General features: G+C 63.5%; 13 protein-coding genes. 11 read left to right on the top strand and 2 right to left on the bottom strand.

Features of this window, described 5'->3' with window-relative positions; all coding sequences use genetic code 11:
- The first annotated feature begins 10 nt into the window (after window positions 1–10).
- The 8 genes from FB481_RS01910 to FB481_RS01875 all read left to right on the top strand — a co-directional run bounded on the left by FB481_RS01910 (window position 11) and on the right by FB481_RS01875 (window position 7289).
- Window positions 11–382, top strand: coding sequence for a hypothetical protein (locus tag FB481_RS01910; RefSeq protein ID WP_093503952.1), 372 nt, complete (start codon window positions 11–13; stop codon window positions 380–382).
- A gap of 540 nt (window positions 383–922) precedes the next feature.
- Window positions 923–2041, top strand: a complete 1119-nt coding sequence (locus FB481_RS01905) for a Re/Si-specific NAD(P)(+) transhydrogenase subunit alpha (protein ID WP_147174906.1) — start codon at window positions 923–925, stop codon at window positions 2039–2041.
- 52 nt (window positions 2042–2093) lie between these two features.
- Window positions 2094–2405, top strand: coding sequence for an NAD(P) transhydrogenase subunit alpha (locus FB481_RS01900; protein ID WP_074881214.1), 312 nt, complete (start codon window positions 2094–2096; stop codon window positions 2403–2405).
- Window positions 2406–2408: 3 nt separating this feature from the next.
- Window positions 2409–3845, top strand: coding sequence for an NAD(P)(+) transhydrogenase (Re/Si-specific) subunit beta (locus FB481_RS01895; protein WP_147174905.1), 1437 nt, complete (start codon window positions 2409–2411; stop codon window positions 3843–3845).
- Window positions 3846–4234: 389 nt separating this feature from the next.
- Window positions 4235–4447 (top strand): DUF1127 domain-containing protein, encoded by a 213-nt coding sequence (locus FB481_RS01890; protein ID WP_093503958.1) that lies wholly within the window; start codon window positions 4235–4237, stop codon window positions 4445–4447.
- 182 nt (window positions 4448–4629) lie between these two features.
- Window positions 4630–4947 carry a DUF2388 domain-containing protein gene (locus FB481_RS01885; protein ID WP_093503959.1) on the top strand — a complete coding sequence of 106 codons (318 nt, stop codon included), beginning with the start codon at window positions 4630–4632 and terminating at the stop codon, window positions 4945–4947.
- A 75-nt stretch (window positions 4948–5022) separates the two neighbouring features.
- Window positions 5023–5343, top strand: coding sequence for a DUF2388 domain-containing protein (locus FB481_RS01880; RefSeq protein ID WP_147174904.1), 321 nt, complete (start codon window positions 5023–5025; stop codon window positions 5341–5343).
- Window positions 5340–7289 (top strand): DUF4105 domain-containing protein, encoded by a 1950-nt coding sequence (locus tag FB481_RS01875; RefSeq protein WP_372239518.1) that lies wholly within the window; start codon window positions 5340–5342, stop codon window positions 7287–7289. Before FB481_RS01880 ends, FB481_RS01875 begins: the two co-directional genes overlap by 4 nt.
- Window positions 7290–7313: 24 nt before the next feature.
- On the opposite strand, the gene FB481_RS01870 is transcribed toward FB481_RS01875, so the two are convergent.
- Together FB481_RS01870 and FB481_RS01865 are read right to left on the bottom strand one after the other, a co-directional pair.
- Window positions 7314–8675 carry a sensor histidine kinase gene (locus FB481_RS01870; RefSeq protein WP_093503966.1) on the bottom strand — a complete coding sequence of 454 codons (1362 nt, stop codon included), beginning with the start codon at window positions 8673–8675 and terminating at the stop codon, window positions 7314–7316.
- A complete protein-coding gene (locus FB481_RS01865) occupies window positions 8672–9337 on the bottom strand; it encodes a response regulator (RefSeq protein ID WP_147175036.1) in 666 nt (221 codons plus the stop codon). Before FB481_RS01865 ends, FB481_RS01870 begins: the two co-directional genes overlap by 4 nt.
- 150 nt (window positions 9338–9487) lie before the next feature.
- Here FB481_RS01865 and FB481_RS01860 point away from each other — a divergent pair, with 150 nt between their 5' ends.
- The 3 genes from FB481_RS01860 to FB481_RS01850 are packed head-to-tail and all read left to right on the top strand — an operon-like array spanning window position 9488 to window position 11968.
- The gene (locus tag FB481_RS01860; protein WP_093503968.1) at window positions 9488–9754 is read left to right on the top strand and encodes a PepSY domain-containing protein; all 267 of its coding nucleotides are present in this window, start codon (window positions 9488–9490) and stop codon (window positions 9752–9754) included.
- A complete protein-coding gene (locus tag FB481_RS01855) occupies window positions 9754–10293 on the top strand; it encodes a cytochrome b/b6 domain-containing protein (protein ID WP_093503970.1) in 540 nt (179 codons plus the stop codon). The genes FB481_RS01860 and FB481_RS01855 overlap by 1 nt, the downstream gene beginning before the upstream one ends.
- Before the next feature lie 10 nt (window positions 10294–10303).
- Window positions 10304–11968: a phosphoethanolamine transferase gene (locus FB481_RS01850; protein WP_147174902.1), complete on the top strand. Its 1665-nt coding sequence runs from the start codon at window positions 10304–10306 to the stop codon at window positions 11966–11968.
- Window positions 11969–12037: the final 69 nt, after the last annotated feature.

Genomic DNA, 12037 nt, shown 5'->3' with positions numbered 1-12037 from the left:
GAGAACCCACATGCGCCAACCGGATATCGAAATCTACCTGAAGGACGCCGACCACCAGGCCGTGGCCGCCTGGCTGACCCAGGCACTGGGCCCCTGCTCGGACTGGCAGCAGAAGGGCCAGACGTTCCAATGCCGCGCCGGCGACATTCCGGTGACCTGGCTGCCCAAGGCCGTAGGCAAATGGCACAGCCTGTACCTGGAAAGCGATGCCACTCCATGGGAAGACGACCTCGCCTGCGCCCAGGCGGCATATGCGGCTCTGGACGTGGAAGTACGTTGTGCTCCCGGCAGCTGGGACGAGAACGAGAGCGACGAGCAGGCCGACCAATGGCTGCGCATCAGCGCCGATGGCGTGCAGGAAATCACCTGGCGTACCGGCTGATCAGCGACTCCAGCTCAGCACTCATCGCCGCGGTGCCGCCTGGCCGGCACCGGGCGCTTGCACTCTCCCAGCGACTCTCTCCCCTCCTTTAAGTCCCGTACTTTCTCGCCAATGACCCACGACATGGACCTTCCTGATCAATCAGGGACGCGCTTGAGGACATCTGCTGAACAAGGGTAGCGGCCCCACAAAACGACTACATAAATCTCAAAAACGTCGTTTTTCCTACCTGTAAATGATTTTGAACGGTGCGACATCGCGCCGCACCCAAACAAACGTTTAGCAATCATCTTTACAGACATTTATTCACGATAACTGCACATAACCCGATTTTAACCGCTAAAAGCCCAGTTTTTATCGAGATAGTTCAGCATGAAAAATAACAATATCTCCGATAACTTGTAGTCATGAAAAATAATTACTCCATGAATATTGCTTACCGCCTTGCTCTGTTTGCAGAATGCCGCGGTACGACTTTAGTCGACACCCTACCTCTGCCGCCCTCTGGGTGAATCTGCAACGATCGCAGGAGATGCAAGCGTGCACATTGGTATTCCCCTCGAAACCCAGGCAGGCGAAACGCGGGTGGCCGCGACGCCGGAAACCATCAAGAAACTGATCGGCCTAGGCCATCAGGTCACCGTTCAGAGCGGTGCCGGCATTGCCGCCAGCATTACCGATGCGGCCTATACCGCCGCAGGTGCCAGCGTCGGCGATGCCGCCGCGGCATTCGGCGCCGAGCTGATTCTCAAGGTGGTCGCCCCCAGCGACGCCGAGTTGGCCTTGATGAAAAGCGGCGCCGTGTTGGTCGGCATGCTCAACCCGTTCAGCAACGAGACCATCGCCCGGCTCAACGCTGCCGGCGTCACCGCCTTCGCCCTGGAAGCGGCCCCGCGTACGTCTCGCGCTCAGAGCCTGGACGTACTCAGCTCCCAGGCCAACATCGCCGGCTACAAGGCGGTGATGCTGGCGGCCAACCACTACCCGCGCTTCATGCCCATGCTGATGACCGCCGCGGGCACGGTGAAAGCCGCTCGCGTGCTGATCCTCGGCGCTGGCGTTGCCGGCCTGCAGGCCATCGCCACGGCCAAACGCCTGGGCGCGGTGATCGAGGCCTCCGACGTGCGCCCAGCCGTGAAGGAGCAGATCGAGTCCCTCGGCGCCAAGTTCGTCGACGTGCCGTTCGAAACCGACGAGGAGCGCGAGTGCGCCGAAGGCGTCGGCGGTTACGCCCGGCCGATGCCGGCATCTTGGATGGAACGCCAGGCCAGGGCCGTGCACGAGCGTGCCAAGCAGGCCGACATCGTCATCACCACCGCACTGATTCCCGGCCGCAAGGCGCCAACGTTGCTGCACCAGGCCACGGTCGCCGAGATGAAGCCCGGCTCCGTGGTCATCGACCTGGCCGCCATTCAGGGCGGCAACTGCCCGCTGACCGAACTGGACAAGGTGGTGATCAAGCACGGCGTAACCCTGGTCGGCCACGGCAACCTGCCCGCCCTGGTCGCCGCCGACGCTTCTGCCCTGTACGCGCGCAACCTGCTCGATTTCCTCAAACTGGTGACCAAGGACGGCGTCTTCCACCTCGACCTAGAAGACGACATCGTCGCGGCCTGCCTGATGTGCACGGGCGGCGAGATCAAGCGCCTCAACAAATGATGCCTTCCTCTCCTTATGGAGAGGCCAACGACTACAAGAAAGGATCACAGCGATGGATCTGATTTCCGACGGAATCTACAACCTGATCATCTTCGTGCTGGCCATCTACGTCGGCTACCACGTGGTCTGGAACGTCACCCCTGCACTGCATACGCCGCTGATGGCGGTCACCAATGCCATTTCGGCGATCGTCATCGTCGGCGCCATGCTCGCCGCCGCGCTCACCGTCACCCCGCTGGGCAAGACCATGGGCACCCTGGCCGTGGCCCTGGCAGCGGTCAACGTGTTCGGTGGTTTCCTGGTCACCCGGCGCATGCTGGAAATGTTCAAGAAGAAGGCCGCCAAAGCGGCGGTGGAGAAGTAAGCGATGAGCATGAACCTGATCACCCTGCTCTACCTCGTCGCCTCGGTGTGCTTCATCCAGGCGCTCAAGGGCCTGTCGCACCCGACCACCTCGCGGCGCGGCAACGCCTTCGGCATGATCGGCATGACCATCGCCGTGCTCACCACCCTTGGCCTCATCCATAAGCTCGGCAGCGAGCTGGCCGTTCAGGGCATCGGCTACGTGATCGTCGGCCTGCTGGTCGGCGGCACCGCCGGTTCGATCATGGCCAAGCGCGTCGAAATGACCAAGATGCCCGAGCTGGTCGCCTTCATGCACAGCATGATCGGCCTGGCGGCGGTGTTCATCGCCATCGCGGCCGTCGTCGAGCCGCAATCCCTGGGTATCGTTGCCGCGATCAGCGATCCGATTCCCAACGGCAATCGCCTGGAGCTGTTCCTCGGTGCGGCCATCGGCGCCATCACCTTCTCCGGCTCGGTGATCGCCTTCGGCAAGCTGTCCGGCAAGTACAAATTCCGCCTGTTCCAGGGGGCGCCGGTACAGTTCGCCGGCCAGCACCTGATCAACCTGCTGATCGGCCTGGCCATCGCCGGCCTCGGGCTGTACTTCACCTTCACCGGCAATCTCACGGCCTTCGCCGTATTGGTAGCCCTGGCCTTCGTGATCGGTGTGCTGATCATCATCCCCATCGGCGGCGCGGACATGCCCGTGGTGGTGTCGATGCTCAACAGCTACTCGGGCTGGGCGGCGGCCGGTATCGGTTTCTCGCTGAACAATTCGATGCTGATCATCGCCGGCTCCCTGGTCGGCTCCAGCGGCGCGATTCTCTCGTACATCATGTGCAAGGCGATGAACCGCTCGTTCTTCAACGTCATTCTCGGCGGTTTCGGCGGCGCGGCCGATGCCGGCCCGGCGGCAGGCGGCGGCGAGCAACGCCCTGTCAAATCCGGCTCCGCCGACGATGCCGCGTTCCTGCTCGGCAATGCCGACAGCGTGATCATCGTGCCCGGCTACGGCCTGGCCGTGGCCCGCGCCCAGCATGCACTGAAGGAATTGACCGAGAAGCTGGCGCACAAGGGCGTGACCGTGAAGTACGCGATCCACCCAGTGGCGGGCCGCATGCCCGGCCACATGAACGTGCTGCTGGCCGAGGCCGAGGTGCCTTACGACCAGGTGTTCGAGATGGAAGACATCAACGCCGAATTCGGTCAGGCCGATGTGGTGCTGGTGCTCGGCGCCAACGACGTGGTCAACCCGGCGGCGAAGAACGATCCCAAGTCGCCGATTGCCGGCATGCCGATCCTGGAAGCCTTCAAGGCCAAGACCATCATCGTCAACAAGCGCTCGATGGCCAGCGGCTATGCGGGGCTGGACAACGAACTGTTTTATCTGGACAAGACCATGATGGTGTTCGGCGACGCCAAGAAGGTCATCGAGGAAATGCTCAAGGCCGTTGAATGACCCGAAAAGGGGCGAAATAGAGCGGTCTCGCCCCCTTTCAGGTGCAATTCGAGGTCAAGAGAAAAAGCACAGCAGTGCTGATGAATAGCGAAAAAACCTGCTCGGAAAAATAAATAGCTAAGCAACTACAGCGAACAATCGTAACTGTAACGCAATGAAGCCTCTGAAAATCCGACTATTTTCAGGGTAAAAAACTGCCAAACAATTCAAGTCACGGCAAATTAACAAACACCGGTACAGTTACAATCTAATTGACGATCACAGTTACAAAGCAACCTATCTAGTACTCAGCTAATTTACTTCAGCTGTGGCTACTGCTAACTCCGCGCGAGGACGAAAATAGGCACCAGAACTTAACCAATCCCGCCAAAAGCGGAAGGATGCACGCCATGGAACGTACCCTCAGTTCCGATCTGCTTGTCGACAACTCGTCCAAATCTGCCACCAGCCTGCCGCTGAACATCCTGGCCACCCTGCTCCTGTGGCAGCGCCGGATCGTCAGCCGCCGCCAGCTGGCACGCCTCGACACTCGCCTGCTGGCCGACGCCGGTATCAGCGAAAGCGAGCGTTACGCCGAGCTGAGCAAGCCGTTCTGGCGTTAATCGCACGCGCTGAGCTTCTCCCGCAAAACCCCACCGGCATGCAGCGCCTGTGGGGTTTTGTCGTTTCAGGGGCACAGTCATCGGACTGCCACCAGCGCTACACAAACTGTGCAGGTCTTTCTCAACGGCGCGCTGCAGAGCGGTTAGAATGCGGCTTTCCGTGAGCCGTAGAGACCAAGCCCATGCCCACCGTCCGCACCCTCGCCTTCGTCAGTCTGTTCGGCCTCGCTACCGGCGCCAGTGCCAGCAGCTTCGTGGTCACCACTGACACCCTGGTCGACGCACTTGCCGCCACCATCGACACCACCTCCAACGCGACCTCTTCGGTGGTCGACAACAAGGTCGTGCTGGCCGCCAGGGACGACGCTGCCAGCTTCGTCGCCAGCGCCGGCGCCGTGCGTGGCGCTCACCTGGAAAACGCTCTGCAGCACATCCGCGAGCGCATGCCGAGCCTGCAGGCCGACGATGCGCAACTGGCGCAGGCTATCCTCGCTCACTAACCCTTCGTCATTACTGGAACTGCGGCAGGCGTTCCTCGTCCAAGCAGCCAATCAAACCCCATTCGGAGACCGTTCATGAAGCGTCCGTTGTTAGCCGCCACCGCCTCGCTGGCCCTGTTCGCTGGCGCCGTACAGGCCCAGACCCTGGTGGCCACCAGCAACATCATCGTCCGCGCGCTGGATCGCACCATCAACTTCACCTCGGACACCACCACCTCGATCCGCGACATGAAAGTGGTGATCGAAGCCCGTGACGACGCTGCCAGCTTCGTCGCCAGCGAAGGTGACATCCTTGGCGCCCAGCTCGAAGCCGCCTTCGGCGCGCTGCGCAGCCAGGTTCCCGAGGCCCAGAACGCTTCCGATCAGGTACTCGCAGAAGCCATTCTCGCGCTGTGATGACCGCCCGCGGCTGGCTCCTGCTGCTGACCCTGCTGGTCAGCACGGCCAGCCACGCCCAGTTGCAATTCGCCCTCGACGATGCCGGGCTCACGCCCGAGCAACGCCACGCCAGCCAGACCCTACTCGACGAAGCTCATGCTGCCCTGCCGCCGCACCTGCGCGAAGCGCTGGACCGTGACGTGGCCGTGCGCTGGGTCGACATGCCAGCGGACAATTACGGTCGAGCTGGGCGCCTCAGCGGCGTCGAACTCAACGCCACGTTGCTGCCCAGCCTTACCGACGGCAGCGCGGCGACCACCCGCAACGGCCGCCCCCATGGCACCGTGCGCCAGGAACTGCTGGCCACCGTGCTGCATGAAGTGACCCACCTTTACGACCGTGGCACCTACTGGAGCGCCGAGCAGCGCACCCTGCTGCGCCGCTGCCAGCGCCAGAACGCCGACCTGGGCCCGGTCGGCCTGCGCCCCGAGTGCCGCGGCCAGACTGAACGGCGCTTCACCCTCAGCGACGATCCGCGCCTGCTCGACCTGGCCGGCTGGCCGCAACGCGTCGGCAAACGCGGTGAGCGTGACATTCATAACGGCCAGGTCGCCCGCAGCCCGGACAACTACGAGCTGAGCAACCCGCGCGAGTTCGTCGCGGTGAACATGGAGTACTTTCTCCTCGACCCCGAATACGCCTGCCGCCGTCCGTCTCTGGCGCGCTTTTTCAGCGAGCACTTCGGCTGGTCGCCAGCCAGGCAAACGCCCTGCGGCAATGGTTACGCCTACCTGAACGCCGGGCGCGATTTCGACAAGCAGGCGCTGGCCAACCTCGACCCCGAGCGCGTTTACGAAGTGGATTACCTGCTCGCCGAGGCCAACCAGAACATGGCCAGCCGCTGGGGCCACAGCATGCTGCGCCTGGTGATCTGCGCGCCGGGCCGCCCCCGTGGGCCGGATTGCCGGCTGGACCTGGACCAGCACTTGGTGCTGTCCTACCGCGCGTTCGTCAACGACGTGCAGCTGTCGAGCTGGGACGGCCTGACTGGAGCCTACCCGTCGCGGCTGTTCGTGCTGCCCCTGGCCCAGGTGATCGAGGAATACACCAAGGTCGAGCTACGCAGCCTCGCCTCGGTCCCCCTGAAGCTGTCGCGCGAGCGCCTGGAGCAGCTGGTCGCCCGTGCCGTCGAGCAGCACTGGAGCTACGACGGCGACTACTTCTTCGTTTCCAACAACTGCGCGGTGGAAACTCTCAAGCTGCTGCGCAGCGGCACCGCCGACCCGCGCCTGCAGACGCTGGACAGCATCACCCCCATCGGCCTGCTGGAAGTACTCGAGGCCCGCGACCTGGCCGACGGCAGCGTGCTGAATGATTCCCGCGAAGCACTGCGCCTGGGGTATCGTTTCGACTCGTTCCGCGACCGCTATCAGGCCATGTTCAAGGTGCTGCAACAGCGCCTGCCGATTCGCCAACAGCGCGTAGAGGACTGGCTCGAACAGCCATCCGAGCAGCGCCGCCAATGGTTCGAGCAGGCCGACCTGCGCGCCAGCGCCGCCATGCTGCTGCTCGAACAGGCAGCGATGCGTCGCCAGTTGCTGCTCTCCCAGGACGAACTCAAGCAGCGTTACCTGACCGGCCGCGCCGCCAAGGACCCCAGCCTGAACAAGGCCGGTGACGCGCTGGAGCAGATCCTCGCCAACACCGGCTTTCTGAGCCGCCCGGCCGAATTGCTCGAAGGCGGTTACGGCCTGCCGCAGCAGGAAGAATGGCAACGCCTGGAAAGCGAAACCCGCACGCGCCAGCAGCAGCTGAGCCTGCTCAGCGCCGACCTCGACGGCGAGGTGCGCAGCCTGCTCGAACCCCAGCGCCTGGCCGAGCTGGAAGCCAACGAGGCCAACCTGAAACAGCTCGGCGACCATCTGCGCAAACTGCACAAGGAAAGCGGCGGGCTGCAGCTCTGAATGGCGCAGCCCGGGTAGTGCTGATCAAAGCGCCGTATCGGGAAACCTGACCACCGCGCTGAAGCCTTGCGGGCTGGCATTGCTGAAGCCGATGGAGCCGCCCAGGTGACGGGCGATCATGCCGACGATGGCCAGCCCCAGCCCCGCACCCTGGGGATTGCCGGCGCTATGGAAGCGCTCGCCAAGGCGTGGCAGGCGAGCTTCCTCGACGCCCGGCCCTTGGTCGACGACCTGCAGGTGCACGTCTTCGCCTTCGCGGCTCACGCGCACGCTGACTTCGCTGCCCGGTGACGAGAAGGTCAGCGCGTTGCTGACCAGGTTCTGCAGCAGGATGACGATCAACCCGCGGTCGCCCTGAATCACAGCTTTTTCCTCGGCCTCCAGGGCCAGGTCGATCCGCCGGTTGATCGCCAGCGGCGCCAGGTCGGCAAGTTCCTCGCGCACCACGGCGGTCAGGTCCAGCGGTTGTAGATTCTGCGACGGCGCTTCCAGGCGCGCCATGGTCAGCAGCTGGCTGGCAATACGAGTGGCGCGCTGCACGCCGTGCTTGAGGAATGCCAATGCCTCCTCGCGCTCCTGCACGCTTTCGGCCAGCGCCGCGTTACGCACGTGAATCTCGAGAATCGCCAGCGGTGTGCGCAGCTCATGGGCGGCATCGGCGATGAAGCGGCGTTCGCGTTCAAGCAGCGCACGCAGCTGGCTCAATACATCATCCAGAGCCAGGCGCATGGGTTCCAGCTCCGGCGGCAGAGGTCCTGTCGGCAGCGGCTCGAGGCTATGCTCAGGGCGCTCGCGCAACTGCTGGGCCAAACGCTGCAGCGGGCGCAGGCCCCAACCGAGCAGCAACCAGATGAAGGCCGCCAGCAGCGGTAAGCAGATCAGCGTGGGCATCAGAGTGTGCTGAAGAATCTGATGGATCAGGTCCTGGCGCAGATCCTCACGCTCGCCAACCCAGATACGCAGGCCAGCGGCGCTGTCATCGAGCAGCACGCCGCACCATTCCTGATCGTTGAAGAAGAATTCGTGAATGCCCGGCGGCGGCAGTTTCGTCAGGTGCGGCGCCTGCTCGGAACGCACCAGCAAGTTGCCGTCGCGGTCCCACACCTGAAACGCCAGGTTGATTTCATAGGGATGAGAGAACACACCCTCGGTCGAACGATTCAGGGCGCCATCCAGCGCCTGACGGACGAACTGCCAATCCACCGGGCGGCCGTCCGGCTGCTGCAGCATGCCCTGCAGCACGCGCGCGGCCTGTACCAATTGGGCATCATAGACCGCCTCGGTCTGCCGGTGGCTGTCGCGCAGGGCGAGCAGCACCAGAGCCAGGCTGCCGGCCAGCACCAGGGCGATGGTTGGCGCTAGAATCCGCGTGCGGATGGAAATCATGGTTTCTGCTCCACCAGGTAACCGACTCCGCGTACCGTACGGATCAGCTCGCTGCACAGCTTACGGCGCAGATTATGGATAAGCACTTCCAGGGTGTTGCCCGGGCCGCTTTCCTGCCAGCCGTAGAGTGCATTGGCCAGGCGCTCGCGGGTGACCACTACACCGGGACGAATCAGCAACTGGTGCAGCAACTGATATTCCATGGGCGTCATCGCCACACTGTGGCCCTGGTAGCGCACCTCTTGAGTGGACGGATCCAGGGTCACGCCAGCGAATTCCAGCACCGGCTGCACGCGGCCCTGGCTGCGCCGCAGCAGGGCGCGGATGCGTGCCTTGAGCTCTTCGGGGTCGAAGGGCTTGACCAGGTAATCGTCGGCGCCGGCGTCCAGGCCCTGAATGCGGTCATCCATGGCGTCGCGGGCGGTGAGCACCAGCACCGGCACGGCGTTCTCGCTACGCGTGCGCAGCTGGCGCAACAGGGTCATGCCATCGAGCCGCGGCAGGCCGAGATCGAGCAGCACCAGGTCGAACTGCTCGCTGCGCAGCGCGTGGGCAGCTTCGAGACCATCCTCCAGCCAGTCCAGCGTATAGCCTTCGCCACGCAGGGCCACGCGGATCCCGCGCGCCAAGGCACGATCATCTTCAACCAGCAGGACTCGCACGGCACGTACCTCGTCAGCCATAAACGGCGCCATGATGCGCTTCGCGCGGCGCATTGGGCAGGGGTAGATGTTACCGAGCTTTGCCCATTAAGACTTTCCTAAGCTTCGCGCCGCAAGGTGCTCCTGACTACCCCAAGAAGGAGATTCACCATGCGTTACGTCGCACTCTTCGCCCTGCTGCTGGGCAGCCCGCTGGCCATGGCCAGTACAGAATGTACCACCGCCGATCGCTCGACCTGGCAGAACCCGGAACAGTTTCAGGAGAAACTGAAAGAGCAGGGCTACCAGATCAGCAAGTTCAAGATCACCGAGGGTAACTGCTACGAGATCTACGGTTTCGACAAGGACAAGCGCAAGGTCGAGATCTACCACGATCCGGTTAGCGGCAAGGCCATCAAGACCGAGATCGAAGACTGATGAACGCGGCGACGATTCGACTCTGGGATCCCCTGATCCGTCTGTTCCATATATCGGTGGCCGGGGTCTTCGTCGCCAACTATTTCTTTACCGAGGAAGGTGACGACTGGCATACCTGGCTCGGCTACTACGCCTGCGCCTGGCTCGCCGTACGTCTGATCTGGGGCTTCGTCGGCCCGCGCAGTGCACGCTGGACGGACTTCTGGCCGACCCGCGCGCGGCTGCGCGAACACCTGAGCCTGGTGCTCAAGGGCGAACCCCACCGCCGCCTCGGCCACTCGCCGATCGGCGCCCTGGTGATGCTGCTGATGATGACGGCCATCGCCACCCTCGGCATCAGCGGCTTTCTGATGAAGGAGGTCGATGCCCTATGGGGCGCCGACTGGCCGCTCACCCTGCACGCCTGGGCCGCCAACAGCCTGGCGACGCTGGTGGCCATTCATGTGGCCGCGGCAGTAATCGAAAGCCTGCACCTGCGCGAGAATCTGCCGCTGTCGATGATCACCGGCAAACGCCGCGCTCCGTCCGAACATCGCTGAGACTCGACCCATGCTGACCCTGCTTGCGCCTCGCCGTGCCAGCGCCCCGCGCGCCTGGCTGTCGCTGCTTGTCCTGGCCACCCTGAGCTGCGCCCTGCTGCTTGCCGATGATTTTCTGCAGCAGCTGTTCACCCCGAACAACCACGCCGAGCTGGAAGCGGGCTACGTGGTCGTGCTGTGGCTGTTCAGCCTGGGATTGTGGCTGTGCAACCTGCGCCCGCTGAGCATGATCATCCTGACGCTGTTCGCGGTAATGCAACTGATGCAGCTGGCCAACATCAGCTTCTTTGGCGAACCGCTGACCGCCATCGATATCCAGTCGTTGGTCAATGAACCTGGCGAGGTGCACGAGACCGCTGCGCACAGCCTGGCCGCGCACTGGCCGGTGTTGCTCTGCGTGGGCATTCCTTATGGCCTGCTGCTGGCTCTGCACTGGCGCTTGCCCGGCCGTGTGAACCTGCCACAGAGCCGCTGGGCGTTGCTGCTGATCGCCGTGGTGCTGCTCTCCAAACCCTATCGCGCCACCTACCGCAACCTCGACTCGTTCGCTGCCAGCCCCAGCCGCAGCGCGCTGCACAACAACCTCAACGTATTCTCCGCCTGGGCCGTGCACCTGGCGTTCAAGCCGGAAGTCGAGCTGCCGCCTGCGCCCTTCGCGCCATATACACTGAGCCCCAACATCAGCGAAGCCAAACACGTCTGGCTGGTGGTCGCCGACTCGTTGCGCAGTGATCGTCTTGGCGTGTTTGGCTATGGCCGCGACACCACGCCTAAACTGGCCGCCTACCTGCGCGAGCATCCCAGCGCCTTCGTGCGCCCCGGCATTGCTGCCGGCGTGGCCACCGACGTCAGTCTGCCCTACCTGATCAACCCGATTCGCGAGCCCGGCAAGGATGCACTGCTGCGCACCGGCGATATCAACCTGTTCCGCTTCGCCAAACAGGCGGGCTTTCGCACCCACTGGATTTCCTCCCAGGAATCCAAGCTGCTGGCCAACCTGGGCAGCCGTTACCTGGACGTATCGATCACTCGCGAAGACCACCCGGTGCGCTTCCTCAAACAACAGGATCGCGCCCTGCTCGACGTGCTCGACGCGCAGCGCTGGGCCGAGCGTAACTTCGTGGTGCTCAACCTGCGTACCGCGCACCTGCCCTACGCGCAGAACTACCGCCATGAAAAGACCCCGGCGCCCTGGGCTGACCAGGGGCCCGATGGCCAGAGCAACGCCTACGACAACTCGGTGCATTACCTGGACGGCCTGCTGGCCGAGGTGATCGCCGACTTCGACCGCCTGGAGGGCGAGCGCTACCTGATCATCACTGGTGACCATGGCCAGCGCCTCGGTGAGGGCGGTCACTGGGGCCATAACGACCTGGTGCCGCAAGTCAGCGACGTGCCGGTTATCGTCATCGGCCGCGAGGCCAAGGCCGAGACCATGGCGAGCCTGTCGGCCGAACGCTGGATCAGCCATTACGAAGCCGGAAAATGGCTGGCCGCGCGCCTCGGCACGCGCATCCACAACCCCAACTTGCGCCCCAACGAGTACTTCGTGCACGGCAAATTGCTGTTCACCGACAACTTCGTGCAGCGCGTCTGCGAAACGCCCAACGGTCTGGTGCACCAGCCGCCGCAGTTGCTGAGCCTGCTGCTGCGCGAAACCGAGGCCCGATGCTAAGAGCCTGTTCAGCGTCTCGCGAGCTAGAGCAATGCAAAGCCTAAGCGGCCTCGCAAAAACAGGCGAGTA

Source organism: Pseudomonas sp. AG1028 (genome assembly GCF_007993955.1).
In the GTDB taxonomy this organism is placed as follows: Bacteria; Pseudomonadota; Gammaproteobacteria; order Pseudomonadales; family Pseudomonadaceae; genus Aquipseudomonas; species Aquipseudomonas straminea.
Note: the sequence above shows the minus strand (reverse complement) of the source record. Positions and strands in the feature narration are given on the sequence as shown.